Raw genomic sequence first — 20,832 nt, forward strand, 5'->3', positions numbered from 1 at the left:
ATGTTAATTGGTACATCTATATTGACCTGTTTAACAGGAAAAATGTTGCATTTTCCCTGGCCGGTAGGTGAATGAACAAAGGAGCAACCAATCGGACACAATTGTTTGCTCCATTTGTCTTTATTAAGTTATTATTCAAGACTAATCTAAAAGAAATAAAACTAAGATATTTTTCTTACAGCAAACCATAACTCAACAAAATTCAGTCCATCTTTAACTCCAGTAATTTCAAATTCCATTCCGTCGACCTGTTCATATCCTGTAGTAGGAAGCCATTCAGAAAAGAATCGTCTATGTATGGTAGCGTCACATTTGATCCTATTTTGGTTCCTTTCACTTTCCTCCAACATGAAACACACCAATTACGGTTTCACCATCTTTGTCATACAGGGGAATATCACGACCTTCTGGTGATCTGCTGTTCTGCATTGCAATAGCTTCTTCAGGTGTCTTTGGTAGCTCACCTTCCATGTCTTTTTTCAGCAGATATCCTTCTTTACCATCCACACCAAAAGCCAAGATTAAATCAGGTTCCGTTTCCGGAGAAGTCGCATATACGGCAGAACCATATGTCTGTCCATTCTTATTTTTCGGATAAAGAGAAGTGATGTGAAATTGATTCATCTTATTTTTAACGTTTGTATATTAGGATAACCCTGAACCACTCGATACACTAATCATAAAAACCGCAAAGATCAATAGTATAACTCCTTTGGAATACATCTTCACAACTGTTCACTCCCTTATACTTTTGAACTCGCAGCAATTCCAATGAAGAGATGATGGTTCTCACATAATCACATTTCCTTCCCATCTTTAGAATAATATAACATAGATTCAAAGGAGTAGTTGGAAGTTGAACGATAATCATCTAACCTGTCTAACGTTATTACAGAACATCCCTCTTCGATAACATAAAAAAACGGACACCGATCTGTGGAGATCAGCGTCCGTTTGTATGTTCCATATTATCATTTAAAAGTGTTACTTCACTTCGCCAACAACGGTAAAGCGCTCGTTTTTGTGTTGTGGATTCTCGATCTCATCAACCAAAGCAATCGCATAGTCTGCATAGCTGATGTAGCTGTTGCCTTCGCTATTCACGAGAATAACGTCGTTGCCTGCTTGATATTTGCCGGTGCGTACACCTTCTGGATTAAAGAATCCGGCCGGGCTCAGGAATGTCCATTGAATACCTGAAGATGCTTGCAGATCCTGCAAGTTTTGGCCTTGGTTCGTTGCAGTTGCTTTGTAAGCATCCGGGAATCCTGGGGATTCAAAGACACGCAATGTTTTGGACTCATCTGTGAACAGGCTTCCTGCTCCACCCACCACGATCAGACGAGTGTTTGGTGCATCTTTCAGGATGTTGATCAACGCTTGTCCTACTTCCACATGCAGGTTTTCTTTACCAGCTGGAGCACCAAATGCATTTACAACCACATCGAATGCTTTAAGTTCTTCAGCTGTAAGATCAAATACATCTTTCTCCAGCGTATTCAGGCTTTTATCTTCCAATTTGGATGCATTACGAACGATTGCCGTTACTTTATGCCCTCTGTCTGCTGCTTCTTTCAAAATTACACTTCCTGCTTTGCCTGTTGCACCAATGATTGCAATGTTCATCATGATCTCTCCTTTAAATTATCGATATTGTTTATGTTTGAACTTTATATTGTAACTATAGTTGTTACAATTAAGTTTGTCAACCATGCACAATCAGTACACGCAAAAAAGCCCCTGATATCATGCCCGTGCAAAACGGATACAATTCAGAGGCTATCTATTAAAGGGATTGCAAACTGCTTATTTCAAAACAGAATCGGGAAACCGCTGTACAACTCAGTTTCTTAACAATCCTTATCAGGCACACCCGCGTCTTCCTTCGTACGGAAAGAAGATCCACAGCCACAAGTGGCTACCGCGTTCGGATTATGGATGGTGAACCCACCCGTCATACCGGACTCTTCAAAATCAATTTCGAGACCATCCAGATACTTCAGGTTTTCCTTCTCGACTACAACCTTCATGCTCTGAATATCCATATACAGGTCCTCATCGGACTCTTTATCGTCAAAGCCCATGGCGTACGAAAATCCGGTGCAACCGCCCGGTGCTACGCCAAGACGCAGGAACATACCAGGTGTCTCTTGCTGTGCAAGCATCTCTTTCAATCTGTCAGCAGCCGTTTCGCTGATGTTAATCATGCCAGGTCACTCTCCTTTTTCATATAAAATCATGTTCAAAAAGGCGCTTTTCAGTACCAAGAAGATGGGATGAAGATAGAAATGGAGTAGCGGAGCGTAGGCAAAACTACGTGAGCAACGGACATTTCGGCTGAATCCCATATTCGACGCTGAGATGCCGCTAGGCATCCTTCGTAATCAAAAGCGGACTTTTTGAACTACCTTTCATTAACTCTTCTTTAAATTATACTCCACCCCGTCAAGGGTCTCAAGTCATGTTTGCCTCTTTCCGCGTTCCCCCTGAACTCCTTTTTCTTCCCAGTGTATTGAACCCCCGCGACACGAGGTTTATAATGAATAGGTGGTCGCACTGAAATGTCGATATTTTGCCATGACTTATTCAGGTGACGATCATATATAGAGTTGTAATTTTTTTCACATTTCGAGACTGTCCGCAGTCCCCAATGCATATAGAGTCACAAGACTCACTTTAATGAAAAAATTAGCTTTACGTACGCAGCACACGCTGCACCGGGTAAATAAGAGTTAGTCCATATAAGAAGGCGGCAGTTGACCGCATCTTTGCTATGTAGTTCTGTATGCAGATCCTACACACAAACTCAAATCCGGTTAAGAACAGGAGGAAACAGTATGTCTACATTGGTAACACCGTTCACAGACAAAAGAATGGCTGAAATCGTTGAGAAAGTGCAGAACGGCGTAAGGCTGAACGTAGAAGACGGCGTATATCTGTATGAAACAGATGATCTGCTAACTTTGGGCCAGCTGGCCAATGAGGCCAACTTGCGGAAAAATGGCAAGAAAGTATATTTCATCGAAAACATGAGTCTTTATTTTACAAACGTATGTGAAGCTCACTGCGCTTTTTGTAATTTCCGTAAAGACCAGGGTGAAGAAGGCTCCTATACATTATCCGGTCAGGAAATGATCGATTATGTGGAACAGCATATTCATCCAGGCGTACGTGAGTTCCATATCGTAGGCGGACATAACAACCATGTTCCTTTTCAGTATTATGTCGATTCCCTGCGTGCTTTAAACGAGAAATATCCGGATGTTACGCTGAAAGCCTACACGGCAGCCGAGATTGATTTCTTCACCCGGATTAGCGGACTCAGTATCAAGGAAGTCCTGCAAGAGCTGCAAAAAGCAGGTTTGAAAACATTGACTGGTGGCGGCGCTGAGATTCTGTCGGATGAATATCGCAAAAAAATGCGTGTAGACAAAGCGAACGTGGATCGTTATCTTGAGGTGCACCGTACTGCTCATAACCTGGGCATGCGTACCCATACAACGATGCTGTATGGATCAATTGAATCCTATGAGGACCGCGTCAACCATATGGTGCAGATCCGTGAATTGCAAGACGAGACCAACGGATTCATGGTCTTTATCCCGCTTTCCATGCAGCCAAAAAGTAAAAACGCGAGCATTATGCGTCGTAACTCGGCTTATGAGGATCTCAAAACAATTGCGATCAGCCGTCTGATGCTGGATAACATCGATCATATCAAAGCATACTTCATTAACATCGGTCCACAGCTAGCTCAAGTTGCCCTTGGATTCGGTGCTTCGGATGCACACGGTACGATCGTTCGCGAACGGATTAGTCATGCGGCAGGTGCACTCACACCTGAAGGCCTTACACGTAAAGAGCTCATATGGCTCATTAAAGGTGCAGGACGTATTCCAGTAGAACGTGATACGTTCTACAATGAAATTCAAGTGTACGAATAGGATATAACTCCATTCACAACCAATATTGCACCAGCACCACTCCAGAACGCAGCTTTCATTAATAGGGAGACGTTTGAATTCGAGTGGTGCAAAACTGCTGAATAATATCTTCAATTTTCAATATCTACTTTTCAATTATTCAAATCATAACAAAAGGAGCAGCTATGTTATTGCATAGCTGCTCCACAGTTTACAGCCCCATTTCAGTGGGACTGATGCAGAAAGGAAGCCGAGTCATGAAAAATTTCGTCATTCTTGGAGGCGGCTATGGCGGCCTCACCATCATCAAGGAACTTCTGGAGGGTAAAATTCCATCCGATACACAAATTATTTTGGTGGACCGCAGCCCCTTTCAGGGATTAAAGACAGAATATTACGCACTCGCAGCAGGAACCGTATCTGATTATGACCTGCGTATCCAATTTCCAGTGAGCGATAAAGTCACTTACCGTTATGGAGAAGTTACTTCGATTGACCTGGAACAGCGTCAGATTGAATTTGAAGGCCAAGACCCGCTCGTGTACGACAAACTTGTCATTGGACTTGGTTGTACAGACCGTTTCCACAACACACCAGGCGCCGAAGACTACAGCTGTACCATTCAGAGCTTTAGCAAAACACGCGAGACCTACCTGCGCCTTAATGAAGTCAAAGCCTATGGCAATGTGCATATCGTAGGTGGCGGATTAAGTGGTGTCGAGATAGCAGCCGAACTTCGTGAGAGCAGACCGGATCTGAACATCAGCATTTTGGATCGTGGTGAACGTGTATTATCCGCTTTCCCGCAACGTCTATCCGTGTATGTGCATGAATGGTTCAACGAACATCAGGTAGAGACACGCGGGCATATCGCCATTTCACGTGTTGAACCTAACGCCATCTATAACCGGGATGAACAGATTCTAACGGATGCTGTCGTGTGGACTGCAGGCATTCAGCCCGTAAAAGTGGTACAGGATCTGGACGTAACCAAAGACCCTCAAGGACGTGTCGTCCTGAATGAATACTACCAAATCCCGGAATATACCGATGTGTATGTCGTTGGTGACTGTGCCAGTGTACCTTATGCACCTAGTGGTCAAGCTGCGGAAGTACAGGGTGAGCAGATCGCCCATATTCAGCATGCCCTCTGGAAAGGCGAAAAGCCCAATCCACATCCACTCAAGCTTCGTGGCACACTGGGTGCACTCGGCAAGAAGTCTGGGTTTGGGCTGATGGGCAAAACGTCCATGATGGGACGTGTACCTCGTATTTTGAAAAGTGGTGTGCTCTGGATGTCCAAGCGCCATCTCGGTTAGTCGAGATCGAGCTCGTCCCAGACATCGGCTTCGGCAATTTTGGCCAGAATGGCGTTATATAGATCTTCCACTTTGTCCGTGATGACAACTTCACCATTCACCAGTGCAAAAGGAGTCATAGAACATTGGCCGCAGTTGGTGAGGCAGCCGTATTCAATCACGTCATAGTCTGGATTTTCTTCCAGTTGATCCATGACTTCATCTGTGCCAAAATGCATATTATTGGCACAAAATTCAATAATCGGTCTCATATAGGTTCACCTGCTTTGTTTGACCATTTTAATTTGTGGCCATTTGTAATATAATATAGGGGAAAGGAGTTGAAAAAAATGAGCGAAAACGCACAAAGCACCATGTATGATGAAGTAATTGATGTGCTTGACAAACTTCGTCCGTTTCTGCAACGCGATGGCGGTGACGTGGAACTGGTCGACGTGGAAGACGGCATTATTAAGCTGAAACTGGTCGGTGCCTGCGGCAGTTGCCCAAGCTCCACCATTACCTTAAAAGCCGGGATTGAACGTGCCCTTCTCGAAGAAGTTGAGGGTGTACAAGAAGTCGTACAAGTATTCTAATCAATCCTTCACGAAATAAACCTCAAGAGCCTTTCGCTTCGCATGAAGCGGAGGGCTCTTTTTTTGTGTGCATATGCAGAGAGTCCATGTTCACAGTCACCTTGACCCGTTTCCACGTACAATCCTTCAATTCACCTTTTAAGTATCCTCACGCTGTATGGTCGGACGAATCGGATCAAGTCCTCCAGATACATCCATAATGTTGCCTGTTATAAAATCGGAATGATCAAGGCACAGATACGTAATCACTCGTGCAATATCTTCACCGCTGCCTGGACGCCCTCTTGGCGTTTCCTCGTCGATGATGCCTGCCATTTCATCAATCGTTTTCTCTTTGTTCGCACCACGAATGTCACCTGGACATACCATGTTAACCGTAATTCCATACGGGGCTTCTTCAACCGCGAGTGTCTTTGTGAACGAAACCAGACCCACCTTGGCAGCCGCATATACGGCGCGATGAGGCCAAGATCTCGCTTCTCCAGCATGACTGAAGCCAAAATGGATAATGCGTCCCCATTGCTTGCGTCTCATCTCTGGCAATACACGCTGATCCAGTAACATCGGTCCCAACAAATTTCCCTGCACAAGCATCTGGACCTCAGCTTCAGAATAATCCGCAAATAATCGGCGTTCACGGACAAATGGACCTGCGTTATTCACCAAAATATCAATGTTGCCCAGCTTACCTTCCACCTGCTCAACCAATGAAGAGATATCTTCCACCTTGGATATATCAGCCTGGATGGCAATGCACCGCACACCCTTGGCTATAATCTGAGCCTTTAAAGCCTCAGCTTCTGTTCTGCTGTGTACATAGTTGAGGGCAATATGACACCCTTGATCTGCCAGACTGAGGGCCGTCATTTTACCAAGACCTTTGGCACTTCCCGTTATGAGGGCAATCTTTCCCTTCACGTTCATCCCCCTCTTCAAAGAGCAGTCACTATCCAGTATAAAAGATTTATCGTCCTCCTACAACTCGCTTATCCACAAGGGATTATTCACCTTTAATTCCAAATATATCTTGATTGAAAACAAACACCTATGGTACTGTCGATGATATAACCCGAAAGGACCTCTACATGAATATGAAGAACAAAAGATGGATAGCATTTCTTACACTTTTAATGTTGAGTTTATTCACAGTCTTTAGTGCCTTACAGGTATCAGCGGCGGCAAGTGAGAATGAGCAAGCACCTGATGAGTACGATTGGATTATTGGACCAGCATCTGTCTCTCTGGATGGTAAGGCCACGCTGGAAGTCCCTGAAAGCCATTCCTATCTGGATAAGCCCAATACCCAACGCTCGATACTTAACAGTGATGGAAAGCCTAACGGGAATGAAATCGGAAGCCTAACCAGCAATAGCGAATTCGGCTCGTGGTATGTAGTGTTCGAGTACGTGAAGACAGGTCACATCCACGATGACGATCAAAATTTGAATGCCGAAGAACTGTTAAGCAGTTATATCCGAGGCACAGAAGAAGATAACAGAGAACTTGATCCTGAATATAGAACGTACATAACGGGGTGGGAAATCGAACCGGCATATGACAGTACCAAACACCAGTTGGTTTACTCCCTTGGTTTCAAGAATGCTGATCAGCAAGCCATGGTCAATTACAATGTAAAACTCCTGACACGCGAAGGATACATCACAGCCATTCTGGTTACAGATACGGCCAACTTTCAACAGAGCCGTCAGGCATTCGAGGAAACCGTACTTCATAAGCTTAGCATCAATGCAGGATACACCTATGAGGAGTACAATGCTTCGACTGACAAAACATCCACTATAGGGCTCAACAGTCTTCTGATGGGCGGGATCGGGTACACAGCTTCCCAGAAATTCAGTGCTCTTCTTTTGCTCAAAAAAGGATGGGCTTTGATCCTCGTTGTCGTCCTTGGGTTAATTGGTTGGATCAGATACAAGATCAAAAGCTCACACGGAGAAGAAGAAACACTCTCTCCCTCCGAGAGAACGTACCTGCAAGAAGCAGATGAGCAGCAGTATGCTGATCAGAATGAATTATCCTACTACCGCCAATCTGGGCATCCATCCAACGCGGAGAAACCGGAAAAACTCTGACTTGTGTTGATCCCCACGTCAGCACAGATTAGGAAACATAAAATAAGCCGTATATCTCTTCAGAAGAGATATACGGCTTATTCTTAATAGCTTCACATCATATCATACATATCGTGAATTATTCAGTTGCAGGTTCAACTGCACCTTTATAACGTTCTTTGATGAATGTTTTCACTTCTTCGGAGTGCAAAGCAGCAGCCAGTTTTTGGATTGCATCTGCATCCTTGTTGTCCTCACGGGAAACGAGGATGTTTGCGTATGGGTTACCTTGCAGATCTTCGATCAGCAAAGCATCATTCGCCGGATTCAGGTTCGCTTCGAGCGCATAGTTAGCGTTGATGAATACCAGATCCGCTTCATCCAATTGACGAGGCATCATGGCTGCATCCAGCTCAATGATATCCAGGTTCTTCGGATTGGCTGTGATGTCTTGAATCGTAGATGAGATATTTGTGTTGTCTTTCAGCGTAATAATACCTTCCTTCGCGAGCAACAACAGTGCACGTCCACCATTGGATGGGTCATTTGGAATTGCTACTTTTGCGCCGTCTGCCAATTCATCCAAAGACTTAATCTTTTTGGAGTATCCACCAAAAGGTTCAACATGAACAGGTGTTACAGAAACGAGGTTGAATCCACGTTCTTTATTCTCTGTGTCCAGATAAGGCTGGTGCTGGAAAAAGTTCGCATCCAATTTTTTATCAGCAAGCTGCTGATTGGGTTGTACATAGTCGTTGAATGTAACGACTTGCAGACGGATACCTTGTGCTTCCAGTTCAGGCTTGATGCTTTCCAGAATCTCTGCATGTGGTGTAGGTGAAGCTCCAACTTTCAATTCAACTGTACGAGGTGCACCTGCTGAATTGTCTGCGCCGCTATCGGCGTCCTTGTTGTTTCCGCAAGCTGCGAGAACCGCAATCAACATAAGACTAAGTAGAGCAAAAGACCATTTTTTCATGTGTAAAACCCCTTCTCTAATCATTTTTGTCATGTGGCATCTGCATTATTGCATAACCATCATGTTATCTATGTGTTATTTCCTGGTGAAAAATGTAACCAAGCGATCTCCAGCCATCTGGAGAATTTGCACAAGAATGATCATCGATACTACGGATATAATCATGATTTCATTTTGATAACGATAATACCCATAGTTGATTGCCAGCGTTCCTAGACCTCCACCACCAACCATGCCCGCCATCGCCGTGTAAGAGACAAGCGTAACGATGGTAATGGTAATACCAGCAACCAAACCAGGTAACGCTTCAGGCAGTAATACCCGTCTTACAATTTGTCCGGTCGATGCACCCATTGACTGTGCCGCTTCAATGACACCCCGATCAACTTCTCGCAACGTCGTCTCCACCAATCGAGCAAAGTAAGGAGCTGCTGAAATAACTAAAGGTGGTATAACACCTAACACACCTGTAGCAGTACCGACGAGTGAACGAGTGAACGGTATAAGAGCAACAATCAATATGATAAATGGGACTGAGCGCAAAATATTCACAATCAAGGACAATATAATGTACACCGTCCGTGACTTGATCGAAGCAGATCGGGCTGTCATGAACAGCAGCACTCCGAGCGGTAAACCAAAAATTACGGTGAACAAGCCTGATACACCCAAAATTTGCAGTGTCTCAATGGAGGCTTTACCAACCTCTTCCCAGCGAACTGTTGAAAAATCCATCTAACGAAGCACCTCCACATCAAGTCCCTCTGCGGTCAATTCTGATATCGTCCGATCAATCGCATTTGAATCACCCTCGAACCGAACGGTCAGCTGCCCATAAGGAACTTGTTTGATCGTAGAGATTGTACCTTGCAGGATGGCAAAATCCACTCCTGTCTTACGTACCGTTCTAGACAAAATCGCTTCATACGTTTTGTTACCCAGAAAGGATATCTTCACAAGTTTGGAAGCAGCACCTGCCTGCAATTCAACGCCTGCATTTGCCAGAGCGGTCTCTTCCAGAGCAAGTCCAGCTTCATGGTCACGCATCATGAAGTCCCGCGTAATCGCATGCTGCGGCTTCAGGAACACGTCTGTTACAGGTCCTTGTTCCACAATGCCGCCCTGATGAATGACAGCCACCTTGTCACAGATGTTCTGAATGACATGCATCTCATGTGTGATCAGCACAATCGTAAGGTTGTACTTTTCATTAATGTCGAGCAATAACTTCAGGATTGAATTTGTCGTCTGCGGATCAAGTGCCGAAGTAGCCTCATCACAGAGAAGAACATTTGGGTCACTTGCAAGTGCTCTCGCAATCCCTACACGTTGTTTCTGGCCACCCGATAATTGAGCCGGATATTTGCTGCTGTGGTGCTCCAGACCAACCAGTGCAAGCATTTCCTTCACTTTGCGATCAATGGCTTCCTTGGGTGTATTCACAAGCTTTAGTGGAAAAGCTACATTGTCATATACCGTTGCCGAAGATAACAGATTAAAGTGTTGAAAAATCATCCCGATCTTGCGTCTCTGTTGCTGCAATTCAGTTTTGCTTAGTTCAGTAAGGTTGATTCCGTCGACCCATACCTCACCCTCCGTAGGCCGTTCCAGCAAATTAATGCAGCGAATCAATGTGCTTTTTCCAGCTCCGGAATGGCCAATCACACCGTAGATTTCACCCTTTTGGATGCTCAAATTCAGCTCGGATAACGCTGTTGTAGATTTTGCCCCTTTGCCGTACGTTTTCGTTAAACCTTTTAATTCAATCAATCGCACTTGCCCCTTTCCAACCACCTACATGTATCTTTACCCGATCTAAAGGAAAACTCCCCTTAAAGTACAAAAAAAGAGCCCTTTGCAGATACAAAGAGGGCTCTTCACGTGAAAGAATATACCTTCTCATCTGCCAAAATCGTGTCTTGCACCATTTTGTAGGAATTAGCACCTAACATCTATAACGAATGATACATGTATCATGTCATTACAAATCGGTTGCCGGGCTTCATCGGGCCTGTCCCTCCGCCGCTCTCGATAAGAAATATGTTGTTGTAGGATTTTATAAGTTCATGTAGTTTATGCTTTATAATGTGAACGTAACTTTTGAAATATCAATTATATCCGTGTAACATTCGATTGAAACTCAGTATATTCCAAGTATTCCGATTTGTCAAAGGGAATTATTCCTTTTCCATATTTTATTGATATAACTATAAGAGGCTGTTAACGTTTCACAGACCATATCGACGCCCTGACGCATTTCCTGCACATGCTGATTCAGATCCTCCAATTTCACTTTACCTTGCAAGGTCTGGTGTAACTGCCACAGGTCATCGTGCATTTCTGAGTTCATGTAGTGAATTTCCATATTACGTCGCTTGCGCAGCTTGCTCATCGGCTCACGATAAGAGTCCTTGATCTGTATTAATTGCAACGCAAGATCATGATGTTCCCTCGCATAGTCGAACTGCCTTAACACAGTAAAATAAGAAAAATGCGCTTTGGTATTGGAAGTATTCAGCTGGAATATTTCATTTAATACTGTGCCGACTTTATCCAGAATGGCAAAGCAGCGGATAAAGCCATCTTTGTAGAAATACACATAACGTGCATACTCGGCTTTTTCAGTCGCCGTCATATCATCCGTTGAGCCTGCAACGACCTTTCTGCGAAAATGAGCAGCAGCGAAACAACTTTGCTCCAGTTCATCCAGTGAGGAGATGAGTCCCTGAGTCCACACATACAGTTTCCGATAGTCATGCGTGGGATCATGGTCCACATGCATTTGTCGTTGAAATAGCTCAAGCGTATGCGCCATTGCGTCCATCGCTGCCTTCAATTTACCTTCGTTTATACGTGGCTTTTCCCCCAACAACGTTCGCAGCATATCTAACCTCCTCTTTTCCAAATCAACAAGAATTCATCACCGTAAACGTAACATCATTCATTCCGTGTAATTGCTGCTTGCCATAGGTTGCCCTGATCCCTCTGACATCAAACAAAGTCCACCTGTCCAATGATGTACATCACTGGATGGTGGACTTTCATATTTAAAAACGATTAGCCGGGCGATGCAGCTTGTACACCAGGAAACTCATATACGTTAAGACTCCGAACAATATGGCGATATCCAGCATATGAGCAAGAGCTACGAACATGTATACTTCCGGACGGTTCATTGTCACCATCATGAAAATACCAATGACTACTTGCATCAGAATAAGAACAACGGATACCACACCCAGAGTACGCATTTCCTTGTTGTCCGGATGATTACGGTAAGCGAAGTGACCCAGGATTGCGATAACAATCACGAGCGACGCAGCTGCTGCACGGTGAGCAAAAGCAACCGCTACCCCACCCGAAAGCTCAGGAATAATCTGACCGTTACAAAGCGGAAATCCAGAACATCCGCCGGCAGAATCCGTGTGACTCACAAATGCACCTGTGTATACCACGAGATATGTGTAAATGGTGGAGAACCAGACCAGATTTCTGAATTTTTTACTAACCCGAGGGTATTTATTCAGGCGCTCTAATCCGCCATCTTTGGCCTCCTGCCTTATGCCCAGCGCCATCATTAGAGAACTGGCAAAAGCAATCAATGCAAAGCCAAAATGCAGTGCCATGACTGCTGAAGATTGGGAGAAGACAACGGCAAAAGCCCCCATGATTCCCTGGACGATAACAAATACCAGAGTTAAGAAAGAAAACAATTGCAGGTCACGGCGTGACTTGCCAAACCGCAGAAAAGCAACAAACGAGGCAATGGACAACAGTCCAGCCAGTGCACTTACAGCGCGATGGGAATATTCAATGAGTGAAGCCACAGTATGTGCGGGAACGAGTTTTCCGTTACATAAAGGCCATTCTGTTCCGCAGCCAAGGCCTGATTCCGTTTTGGTTACGATGCCTCCACCAAAAGTGGCCAGAAACATGACAAGACAGGTTAATACGGTTAACCATTTAAACAAAGTTAAGTGTTTCAATTTTTTCTCACCCGCTGTTGGTTTAAGATGGCGAAGAATATTCTCCGCTTGTTTCGGTACTTTGACACTTATTTCACAACTAAATTCATTATACCGGATAAAATGTTCATTGACGTCGCGCTTTGTGACAAAATGTTAACGTCTGGTGAAATAATGACCCGCAGGTCATTGGAGTTATGTAATTGAGGGATATGCCAGTTCAATTGTGTCTTAAACAGAATCCTGAACACACAAACGCCATTTCCCTATTTCAAGAGAAATGGCGTTTCATCTAGTATACCCTTTTACAACATGAACCTGTCATACTTTTATATAAGTTCAATGAAACATTTACACAATAACGGAGAGGACAGAAATAGCCTGAAGCGGAGCTAAAAGCTTTCTGAAAGAAAGCTGCATCGGAAGCATATGCTTCGCCTTTATCCCCGGATTTCCCCTTTTTAAAAGGGATCAAAGAAATCTGGGGATAACAGCGATCAAAAGGCTATTCTGTCATCGGAGTGTCTGTGTGTCTGTGTAAATATTCATAAGTTGAACTTATATAACATCATTTATGGATTGTGTTGTACACCTCAACTGCGCGATCCAGGAACTGCTCAATCTCTTCTCTCGACTTGCGCAGCTTGTTCACATACCGTACGAGTTCGCGGCCATCCGTGTACGCCACAAAGCTCGGAATGCCAAGAATATTCTGCTCTTCACTAACGGTTCCAACCTGATCCACGTCGACCTCAATTAAGGTCAGTTCACGTGCATATTTCTCTTCAACCTCAGGCATAAACGGATCGATGTATTTGCAGTCACCACACCAGTCTGCCTTGAATACGGCAATCGTCAAACGTGGGGATTGGATGGCTACATCAAAAGCCGGTTTGGAAGTGATTTGTTCCATTCGGTTCATCTCCCTTTCTGTACCTTGTCTTACCCTAAGTGAAGCAAATTGGCGAGTGGAAGTCAAATAATCAGCGCATACTTAGAATAACCACATGGTCTGTGAAAATAAACCCAGAACATCATGAAAGGATGTCACATCATGACTTCCACCAGAACCGATTCTTCCAGCGAACAACATCACGGGTCCCTCCTGCAGATGGTCCGTTCCATTCCGGGTGCTGCCCGGGAAATCTGGCGTGGCAAACAGGCTGCATGGCAAGCTTCTGCACAGCTTCGTCACCCTTTGCGTGACATCGAGTGGGATACAGATACGGCAGCTGCCTTACAGTCTGAGGTGGAGCGTTTGTTACCTGCCAGCAACAAATCTTTTGCACGCACGGACCAGGTTCAAAGCGCACTCGTCTGCGAAGAAGATTGCATCATTCTGGAAGAGATTAAGACACTGACTCAAGAGCACAATCGGAGTAATATCACTCGCACGGCAGCTTATCTGGAATGTTATGAGCAATATCCCGAACTGCATTGGGCACTGCTCGCCCATATGGTCTCTCGCAACGGCGGATATCACATGACAGATCTTCAGAGTGACTTAATGCATAATCTACAGAATCAAAGTGATCGCGAGCATATGTATCGGCTGCTGGAGCGGTGCAATGCACTCATTTTCCAGGATGCATATCCCCAGCTTCTGCTGTATATGAACAGTCGCCGGATCGGACGTAGCTGTTTCCATCTCTTGTCGCACTTTCACGTATCGGCGTTTATGACGCCGTTTTGGGAACGCTTTTGGCTAGAACGATGCAGTTCACTGCTAAGTGTGGCATTAATTATTAATGAGCAGAACTATATCGAGAGCCGGGTGGTGCAGCATCCTTATTTTCAAAAAGAAGTACTTTCCAAACCCGCATTCCATCTGCATAATCTGGCCGGTCTGAATCATATCGTCTTTCCTCTTGGACGGGGAGCAGGACTCGCAGGACGCGTCATTGAACATTTTGGCAAACTGGATGAGCGAATCATGTTTGGCAAAGGGCTATATGCTCTGTTGTTTGGCGTGGAGCAAGTACACACACAAGTGTTGGAGTTCGCACGCTTGGTTCCCCATCGTGGCTCGCGCGCTGAATATTGGCCTGGGCTGTTTACCAATCGTGAAGACGAGGCAGGGGAACATACACTTTATGCTCAGGAGCTAATGGATGAAGAATGGCTTCCAGAAGGGCAACGATTATATAGTCCGGAACTGCTCTCCGTATGGGGGGACACGCCTTATGAACCGATTACCAGACATGACTGGCTTCAGACTCGGGATTGTCTCGGTTATCTGACGGCACCGCGTCGGCCATGGCTGTTTGAGATGAGTCACGAACACCGGTATGGCATGCTGAAAACAGCACTGGCTCATGATGCTAAAGCCATCACACACTAATGCTGAAGACTATATAGAGCAGGCAAAGACGGATGATGTGATATCCGATGTACCGCTAATCCTCGCTTGCTGGGCTAATGTCGAGTTCAGTCGCTCAGCTCCTTAGCTAAACAAAAAGCCCTGTCCGCTTAACAGCAGACAGAGCTTGTATCCTATTTTCACAAAATATTGGAGCATGGATGATGCTCCTTGCATGTTTAACCTCTTTGCCCAGCTCCACGTTGAAGACGCATAAGTGGACGAAGAATTTTTTGCAGAATGCGAGGGTAACTGCCCAGCTCGTCCTTGCGCAGTACACGCAGCACAACCATGAGAACCAGATACACCACCACAACAAGCACACCAACCACAAGGCAGGTAAGCAAGAAGGATACACGCGCTGGCAGGAACAGTCCAAAGATCGTATTGCCAATCCAGTTCGTTGCAAATCCTACACCTGCTGCAAGCAAGACCGTAATGATAAACCCTTTCCAACGATCTCCCATGATGGAGAAATCAACGATTTTGCGAAGGACCCTCAGATTCAGGTATGTGATAACTAGGAAACAAAGGGCCGTTGCTATAATGATGCCGTAAATGCCAAAGATCGGCGCCAGAATAAGACTTGCGATCAATTTGATCACAACACCTGCTGCGACACTGATCATCGTAATCCGCGGTTTCCCTACCCCTAGTAAAATAGAGTTGGTGGTCATCATCGTAATCTGGAAAATGGTACCGAATGTTAACAAGGCAATGATCGGCGTTCCATCCAGATTGGTAAACAGCAATCCGTTGACCGAATACGCTGCCGCACAAAGTGCAATGACAATCGGCATACCAGTCAGAATCGAAATGCGCAAGGCAAGTGTAACCTGACTTTTCAGATGCGCTTCATCCTTGCGGGCAAATGCTGCCGATATGACAGGCACCAACGATTGACTCAAAGCGATAGCCAGAATCGGAGGAATACCCGCAATACTTTGGGCTTTCGCACCCAGGATCGCAAGTACACCTGTCGCTTCTTCGAGTCCGATCTGGCCACTAAGCAGTGGCACCACAAGGGATGAATCGATGAAGTTAATGGCTGGAACCGCAAGTGAAGACAGCACAATTGGAATAGACAGCTTGAAGATATCACTGTAGATACCTCGCATTGGCAACTGCTCTGCACGCTCGTAATTCAATTGGGCCGCACGGTCGCTACGACGTAGCTTCAAGGTGAAGTACAGCATGACACCGAAGGCACCCACACTTCCTAATACCCCACCAAATGAAGCACCCGCAGCAATCGTCTGGTCATCATAATTCCATTGCAGCATGACATAAGCCACGATAATGGCTGTACCTACACGGGCGAACTGTTCCACGATCTGTGAAATACCGCCTGCTGTCATGTTGCCACGTCCCTGGAAATATCCACGCATCATCGCAATAGCCGGGAAAAGTAGTAACGCTGGAGCCAAGGCGCGAATGGCGCTGACTGACTCCGGTACTTTGGACACATACGTAGCATAATAAGGTGCCGCGAACCACAACAAAGCAGACATGACTACCCCAGCCACAGCGGCAAAGATCAGGGCTGCACGGTAGATCTGTTGGGCTTCACTCGCGCGTCCGAGCGCATAACGTTCCGATACCATCTTACTAAGTGTACTCGGTATGCCCGCCGTTGCTACAGTTAACAGCATTAAATATACCGTATTGGAGATGGTAAACGATGCGTTACCGATATCGCCGAGGATATGCTCCAGCGGCACCCGTTGAACCAATCCGAGTACTCTTGCGATAAGCGCAGCGGCCGCCAAAATGAGCGTACCCCTAATGAATGTTTCTTTCTTAGACAAACGAATTCCCCTTCTTTCCTCCACACCGGACGTGCATCCCGTTGAAGCTAATCCTGAACGTTTAGGCGAATCTTACCACCCAGATAATAAAGAGAACAATCATGACGATCTGCAAAATAATTTTCATCACAGTACTCGTAAATAGCCCCACGACGGAACCAAATCCAACTTTCGACGCTTTGGAAGGTGAAGACCCTCCGATCAGTTCCCCGATAAATGCACCGATAAATGGTCCCAGCACCAGTCCGAATGCCGGAATGACAAATGGACCAATGATAACACCAATGGTACTCAGCGTGGTCGATAACTTGGAGCCACCGAACTTCTTCACACCCCATGCGCTGACGACATAATCAGCCACAAACAACACAACAACAATCAGAATCTGAATGATCCAGAACCACACACCAAACGGATCAAAGCTGAAGAACCAGCCGTAGACCAGAAACGCGAAGAAAATCGCTACAGCACCAGGCAGTATAGGATATACCGTTCCAGCCATCCCCACTGCAAACAGCAGTACAATTAAAATCCAGGCAACGGTTGCGAGCAAAGGTTACTCCCCCTTCAAAATATGTTCACGGATCACTTCGACGATGCCGTCTTCATTGTTACTCGCTACGATCAGATCAGCTGCTTCCTTCACCTGCTCTTGCGCATTGCCCATAGCCACACCAAGACCCACGGCCTCAATGACAGCCAGATCATTCAAACTGTCTCCGACAGCAACAACTTCGGACATCTCGATGCCCAGCAACTTGCAGACTTCGGCTACACCACTGGCTTTGGATACGCCGGCAGGGTTGATCTCAATATTAACGGGTGAGGAGTTGGTCATTTGCAGACCGCCCATTTGTTGCAGTTCCATCATGATCTGGTGACGCACTTCATCCACTTCCGTATTGAAGCCGAATTTCAACCATTCCAGACCTTCAATATTGTCCGTCCAGCGGTCACGATTGAATAGTTCTTCCACGGAGTATGCCCAGTACCAGCTGTTATATTTCTCACCAATCTCCTGCATTTTGCGAATCAATGCCGGGTCCATCAGATGACGCATATGCAGATCATGCGGTGCTTTCCAGACTTCACTACCGTTAACAGTAACCATCGGTGTCTCCAGTCCAAGTTGGACCGCATAAGGCATCGCGTGGAATACGGCTCTTCCTGTGGAAAGGCACACATGTACACCCCGACGAATGGCAATTTGAATCCACTTGGCCGTCTCCTGTGTAATTTCATGATTATCGTTAAGTAATGTTCCATCCATATCCAATGCAAGCAATTTGTATTTCAGTTCACTCATACAGTAGTTCCTCCTAGGTTGTCTCTCTCCAAGTTGAACTCATGGATATCCATTCAGGCACTACGCGGGCAGAAAACCTTTCGAGTCGTAGTATCTTTGTTTTAGAATTACCTTTTTCTTTAGTGTGTTGAGATTATACGAGGTAACCGTTACGTGTACGGATCGTCTTCCGATCGCTGTTGTCTCCAAATTTTCTAGATTCTCTCTTCTTAAAGGTTAGAAATTCGGAGACAAAGGCGAACGCTATCGCTTCTTCAGATCGATTCCGCCCCCTTCACTACATCACCTGTGTATTTAGACCTCATAACACCTATCTTCAAGTAAGAAAATTCATAAACAAATTTCCCTTCTCTAGATCCTTTCTGCCCTCTCCGTTCCACAATGGTTCTCCAGTTCAACTTAAAGGTTCTCTTTATCTAATTTTAAAAATTCTTTCACAACAAGATCGCCCGGCACCCGTAACAACGGACGCTCCGGACGTCACAGCTAACGACATTTTACCACAGATCATCTGTATGCAACAAAATAACCCGTAATCGGCAGGATGACGCCAGATTATCAATTTATATTGCATATGTTATGTCCGGTTGCCCTTGTAAAAGTAATACGACCAGATACGCAAAAAACCGCCTGCGATGCAGACGGCTTAATATAATTTTGTTTATTCACCTGTTATCTACTTGAAATCCAATTAACGTGCCGCGAATTTGCGACGAGCGTAACGGAATACGATGCCATGTTTCGGTGACAGCAACAGTGCGAGAACAAACAAAATTCCAGCAACAGCTACCATACAGCCCGCAATGGAAGCATCCAGGGCGTATGCCATGATGTAACCTCCAACCGAGGATGCTGCTCCGATTAGGACGGCATACAGAATCATTTTGCCCAGACGATCAGTGAGAAGGTAAGCCGCCGCCGCAGGTACAATCAGCATGCCCACAACGAGAATCGAACCAACACTTTCAAATGAAGCTACGGACGTCATCGAAACGAGTCCCATGAGCAGATAGTGGAACAGCACTACTGGAATGCCGCAGGCCGCAGCCAGCGCCGGATCGAAGGCACATAGCTTGAACTGTTTGTAGAACAGCCCAATGACGACGAGGATGACTAGCAAAGTGATACCCAGCATCCAAACTGCCCTCGGACCGACATCCGTACCCCCAAGGGTTAGCGTATCCCACTGTACATAAGCGATCTCACCAAACAAGACACAATCCAGATCCAGATCAATATGCTGGGCGTTCAGACTAATCAGAATGACACCTACTGCGAAGAGTGCTGTAAACACAATTCCGATCGAGGCATCAGACGAGAGTCCACCCGCCTGCAAACTCTGTATGAAGAACACCGTCAGTAGTCCAAACACCGTTGCGCCGAGCAGCATCCATAACGAATCTCTGGAACCGCTCCACAGGAAAGCAATCGCAATACCAGGGAGGACCGCATGGCTGATCGCATCACCGACCAGAGCCATTCGCCGCAGAATCAGAAAACAACCGAGGATGGCGCAGGCGGAAGAAACCAATACGGCCGTTAAGATAATCCAAAACGTTGCCATTACATCTCCCCCCGTTCCTGCTGATTTCGTTGTGTGGCGAGAGTCTGGAGTGTAGCCCGCTCTTCACGCATATACGCCGATTTTGCCTGAATACTACGCAAACGTCGAGCTAATAATCCACGACGCGGAGCCAGTAAGGCTGACCCGGCAAACAACACCGTAGCCGCAAGAACGGTTACAGGTCCTGTCGGCAGATTAGGTACAAGCGTACTGAAGATAGTCCCTGTTGCACCACTCAATGCACCAAATATGCCAGCCAATACCACCATCAGTGCGAGTGAGTCGGTCCAGCAACGTGCCGCTGCTGCTGGGGTTACCAGCAATGCCGCAACAAGCACCACACCAACGGCTTGAATCCCGGCCACCACTGCGATTACCGTCAAGAGCAGGATGAGCTGCTCCAACATCGCAACTGGCAGTCCCATACCTCTTGCAAAGCCTGGGTCAAAACTCACCAGTTTGAATTCCTTGAACCAGGCAAGACAGGCAATCAGTAATACGAGACATACGCCACCCATGACATACACATCCGTCATGACCATGGATGCCGCCTGCCCAAACAAATATTTATCGAGTCCGCTTTGACTTCCGCTCGCCCCATGCTGGATGCGCGTCAGCATCACTACACCAACCCCGAAAAAGACGGTCAGCACAATTCCCATCGCCGCATCCTGCTTGATCCGGGAGTAGCGTGTAATCCACGAGATTCCGAAGGTAGCGACAATGCCAGCCACCAGAGCACCGAACAGAAACAAGCCTACGGACTTCGTTTCCGTCAACATAAATGCAATACAGATCCCAGGCAGAGCAGCATGAGCAAGAGTGTCCCCCATCAGGCTCTGTTTACGAAGAAAGGTGAAGGAGCCAATAATTCCGCTACTGAATCCTAACAACAGACAGCCAAGCAATATCCAACGTGTATTGGGGTCAGATAAGATGGCAACGATCCAGTTCCACATGCA

At 45.9% G+C, this 20,832-nt stretch carries 21 protein-coding genes and 1 riboswitch; of the genes, 5 read left to right on the forward strand and 16 right to left on the reverse strand.

Going from position 1 to position 20,832, the window contains the following annotated elements; all coding sequences use genetic code 11:
- Positions 1-333: 333 nt before the first annotated feature.
- The 3 genes from MHI55_RS25780 to MHI55_RS25790 all read right to left on the reverse strand — a co-directional run bounded on the left by MHI55_RS25780 (position 334) and on the right by MHI55_RS25790 (position 2,207).
- Positions 334-624, reverse strand: coding sequence for a hypothetical protein (locus tag MHI55_RS25780; protein WP_076253228.1), 291 nt, complete (start codon positions 622-624; stop codon positions 334-336).
- Positions 625-984: 360 nt separating this feature from the next.
- A complete protein-coding gene (locus tag MHI55_RS25785; RefSeq protein ID WP_340390649.1) occupies positions 985-1,626 on the reverse strand; it encodes an NAD(P)-dependent oxidoreductase in 642 nt (213 codons plus the stop codon).
- Positions 1,627-1,850: 224 nt separating this feature from the next.
- Positions 1,851-2,207, reverse strand: a complete 357-nt coding sequence (locus MHI55_RS25790; protein ID WP_036605753.1) for an iron-sulfur cluster assembly accessory protein — start codon at positions 2,205-2,207, stop codon at positions 1,851-1,853.
- A gap of 630 nt (positions 2,208-2,837) precedes the next feature.
- Between MHI55_RS25790 and mqnE the strand changes: the two genes are divergently transcribed.
- Positions 2,838-3,944 (forward strand): aminofutalosine synthase MqnE, encoded by a 1,107-nt coding sequence (mqnE, locus tag MHI55_RS25795; RefSeq protein WP_047841294.1) that lies wholly within the window; start codon positions 2,838-2,840, stop codon positions 3,942-3,944.
- A gap of 236 nt (positions 3,945-4,180) precedes the next feature.
- A complete protein-coding gene (locus tag MHI55_RS25800; RefSeq protein WP_036605751.1) occupies positions 4,181-5,242 on the forward strand; it encodes an NAD(P)/FAD-dependent oxidoreductase in 1,062 nt (353 codons plus the stop codon).
- On the opposite strand, the gene MHI55_RS25805 is transcribed toward MHI55_RS25800, so the two are convergent.
- Positions 5,239-5,493: a YuzB family protein gene (locus MHI55_RS25805; protein ID WP_036605750.1), complete on the reverse strand. Its 255-nt coding sequence runs from the start codon at positions 5,491-5,493 to the stop codon at positions 5,239-5,241. The two genes, MHI55_RS25800 and MHI55_RS25805, sit on opposite strands and share 4 nt — an antisense overlap.
- A gap of 78 nt (positions 5,494-5,571) precedes the next feature.
- Here MHI55_RS25805 and MHI55_RS25810 point away from each other — a divergent pair, with 78 nt between their 5' ends.
- Positions 5,572-5,817, forward strand: a complete 246-nt coding sequence (locus tag MHI55_RS25810; protein ID WP_017692412.1) for a NifU family protein — start codon at positions 5,572-5,574, stop codon at positions 5,815-5,817.
- A gap of 138 nt (positions 5,818-5,955) precedes the next feature.
- Here MHI55_RS25810 and MHI55_RS25815 read toward each other — a convergent pair whose 3' ends face one another.
- Positions 5,956-6,735 carry an SDR family oxidoreductase gene (locus MHI55_RS25815; protein WP_036605749.1) on the reverse strand — a complete coding sequence of 260 codons (780 nt, stop codon included), beginning with the start codon at positions 6,733-6,735 and terminating at the stop codon, positions 5,956-5,958.
- A gap of 212 nt (positions 6,736-6,947) precedes the next feature.
- Here MHI55_RS25815 and MHI55_RS25820 point away from each other — a divergent pair, with 212 nt between their 5' ends.
- On the forward strand, positions 6,948-7,910 hold the full coding sequence (locus MHI55_RS25820; RefSeq protein ID WP_340387513.1) for a DUF2167 domain-containing protein: 963 nt from the start codon (positions 6,948-6,950) through the stop codon (positions 7,908-7,910).
- Positions 7,911-8,028: 118 nt separating this feature from the next.
- On the opposite strand, the gene MHI55_RS25825 is transcribed toward MHI55_RS25820, so the two are convergent.
- The 6 genes from MHI55_RS25825 to MHI55_RS25850 form a co-directional block, all read right to left on the reverse strand.
- Positions 8,029-8,868 carry a MetQ/NlpA family ABC transporter substrate-binding protein gene (locus MHI55_RS25825; RefSeq protein WP_036673328.1) on the reverse strand — a complete coding sequence of 280 codons (840 nt, stop codon included), beginning with the start codon at positions 8,866-8,868 and terminating at the stop codon, positions 8,029-8,031.
- Between the two features lie 75 nt (positions 8,869-8,943).
- Positions 8,944-9,603 carry a methionine ABC transporter permease gene (locus MHI55_RS25830; RefSeq protein WP_047841298.1) on the reverse strand — a complete coding sequence of 220 codons (660 nt, stop codon included), beginning with the start codon at positions 9,601-9,603 and terminating at the stop codon, positions 8,944-8,946.
- Positions 9,604-10,638 (reverse strand): methionine ABC transporter ATP-binding protein, encoded by a 1,035-nt coding sequence (locus MHI55_RS25835; RefSeq protein WP_036673323.1) that lies wholly within the window; start codon positions 10,636-10,638, stop codon positions 9,604-9,606.
- A 126-nt stretch (positions 10,639-10,764) separates the two neighbouring features.
- Positions 10,765-10,906, reverse strand: a riboswitch (SAM riboswitch).
- A 129-nt stretch (positions 10,907-11,035) separates the two neighbouring features.
- Complete coding sequence (locus MHI55_RS25840; protein ID WP_340387515.1) at positions 11,036-11,752, reverse strand: Cthe_2314 family HEPN domain-containing protein; 717 nt, start codon at positions 11,750-11,752, stop codon at positions 11,036-11,038.
- Between the two features lie 163 nt (positions 11,753-11,915).
- The gene (locus tag MHI55_RS25845; protein ID WP_036605745.1) at positions 11,916-12,854 is read right to left on the reverse strand and encodes a heme A synthase; all 939 of its coding nucleotides are present in this window, start codon (positions 12,852-12,854) and stop codon (positions 11,916-11,918) included.
- A 547-nt stretch (positions 12,855-13,401) separates the two neighbouring features.
- Entirely contained in the window at positions 13,402-13,746 is a 345-nt protein-coding gene (locus tag MHI55_RS25850; protein ID WP_017692403.1) for a thioredoxin family protein, read from the reverse strand.
- A 141-nt stretch (positions 13,747-13,887) separates the two neighbouring features.
- Here MHI55_RS25850 and MHI55_RS25855 point away from each other — a divergent pair, with 141 nt between their 5' ends.
- Entirely contained in the window at positions 13,888-15,174 is a 1,287-nt protein-coding gene (locus tag MHI55_RS25855) for a DUF2515 family protein (RefSeq protein WP_340387517.1), read from the forward strand.
- Between the two features lie 197 nt (positions 15,175-15,371).
- Here the strand turns inward: MHI55_RS25855 and MHI55_RS25860 are convergent, their stop codons facing one another.
- The 5 genes from MHI55_RS25860 to MHI55_RS25880 form a co-directional block, all read right to left on the reverse strand.
- On the reverse strand, positions 15,372-17,000 hold the full coding sequence (locus MHI55_RS25860; protein ID WP_074096383.1) for a polysaccharide biosynthesis protein: 1,629 nt from the start codon (positions 16,998-17,000) through the stop codon (positions 15,372-15,374).
- A gap of 61 nt (positions 17,001-17,061) precedes the next feature.
- Positions 17,062-17,502, reverse strand: a complete 441-nt coding sequence (locus MHI55_RS25865) for a DUF456 domain-containing protein (RefSeq protein WP_047841365.1) — start codon at positions 17,500-17,502, stop codon at positions 17,062-17,064.
- Positions 17,503-17,556: 54 nt separating this feature from the next.
- On the reverse strand, positions 17,557-18,306 hold the full coding sequence (locus MHI55_RS25870) for a Cof-type HAD-IIB family hydrolase (protein ID WP_047841303.1): 750 nt from the start codon (positions 18,304-18,306) through the stop codon (positions 17,557-17,559).
- A 691-nt stretch (positions 18,307-18,997) separates the two neighbouring features.
- Positions 18,998-19,870 (reverse strand): metal ABC transporter permease, encoded by an 873-nt coding sequence (locus MHI55_RS25875; protein WP_076328977.1) that lies wholly within the window; start codon positions 19,868-19,870, stop codon positions 18,998-19,000.
- Positions 19,870-20,829 (reverse strand): metal ABC transporter permease, encoded by a 960-nt coding sequence (locus tag MHI55_RS25880; RefSeq protein ID WP_017692397.1) that lies wholly within the window; start codon positions 20,827-20,829, stop codon positions 19,870-19,872. The genes MHI55_RS25875 and MHI55_RS25880 overlap by 1 nt, the downstream gene beginning before the upstream one ends.
- Positions 20,830-20,832 lie beyond the last annotated feature (3 nt).

It is taken from the genome of Paenibacillus sp. FSL E2-0151 (assembly GCF_037993015.1).
GTDB lineage: Bacteria > Bacillota > Bacilli > Paenibacillales > Paenibacillaceae > Paenibacillus > Paenibacillus amylolyticus.

Excerpts from the sequence above, each read along its gene's own strand:
- mqnE (WP_047841294.1), top strand. The coding sequence starts at position 2,838 with ATGTCTACATTGGTAACACCGTTCACAGACAAAAGAATGGCTGAAATC.
- MHI55_RS25855 (WP_340387517.1), top strand. The coding sequence starts at position 13,888 with ATGACTTCCACCAGAACCGATTCTTCCAGCGAACAACATCACGGGTCC.
- MHI55_RS25880 (WP_017692397.1), bottom strand. The coding sequence starts at position 20,829 with ATGTGGAACTGGATCGTTGCCATCTTATCTGACCCCAATACACGTTGG.
- MHI55_RS25780 (WP_076253228.1), bottom strand. The coding sequence starts at position 624 with ATGAATCAATTTCACATCACTTCTCTTTATCCGAAAAATAAGAATGGA.
- MHI55_RS25825 (WP_036673328.1), bottom strand. The coding sequence starts at position 8,868 with ATGAAAAAATGGTCTTTTGCTCTACTTAGTCTTATGTTGATTGCGGTT.
- MHI55_RS25830 (WP_047841298.1), bottom strand. The coding sequence starts at position 9,603 with ATGGATTTTTCAACAGTTCGCTGGGAAGAGGTTGGTAAAGCCTCCATT.
- MHI55_RS25790 (WP_036605753.1), bottom strand. The coding sequence starts at position 2,207 with ATGATTAACATCAGCGAAACGGCTGCTGACAGATTGAAAGAGATGCTT.
- MHI55_RS25865 (WP_047841365.1), bottom strand. The coding sequence starts at position 17,502 with ATGGCTGGAACGGTATATCCTATACTGCCTGGTGCTGTAGCGATTTTC.
- MHI55_RS25805 (WP_036605750.1), bottom strand. The coding sequence starts at position 5,493 with ATGAGACCGATTATTGAATTTTGTGCCAATAATATGCATTTTGGCACA.
- MHI55_RS25875 (WP_076328977.1), bottom strand. The coding sequence starts at position 19,870 with ATGGCAACGTTTTGGATTATCTTAACGGCCGTATTGGTTTCTTCCGCC.
- MHI55_RS25870 (WP_047841303.1), bottom strand. The coding sequence starts at position 18,306 with ATGAGTGAACTGAAATACAAATTGCTTGCATTGGATATGGATGGAACA.
- MHI55_RS25820 (WP_340387513.1), top strand. The coding sequence starts at position 6,948 with ATGTTGAGTTTATTCACAGTCTTTAGTGCCTTACAGGTATCAGCGGCG.
- MHI55_RS25800 (WP_036605751.1), top strand. The coding sequence starts at position 4,181 with ATGAAAAATTTCGTCATTCTTGGAGGCGGCTATGGCGGCCTCACCATC.
- MHI55_RS25840 (WP_340387515.1), bottom strand. The coding sequence starts at position 11,752 with ATGCTGCGAACGTTGTTGGGGGAAAAGCCACGTATAAACGAAGGTAAA.
- MHI55_RS25785 (WP_340390649.1), bottom strand. The coding sequence starts at position 1,626 with ATGAACATTGCAATCATTGGTGCAACAGGCAAAGCAGGAAGTGTAATT.
- MHI55_RS25850 (WP_017692403.1), bottom strand. The coding sequence starts at position 13,746 with ATGGAACAAATCACTTCCAAACCGGCTTTTGATGTAGCCATCCAATCC.
- MHI55_RS25810 (WP_017692412.1), top strand. The coding sequence starts at position 5,572 with ATGAGCGAAAACGCACAAAGCACCATGTATGATGAAGTAATTGATGTG.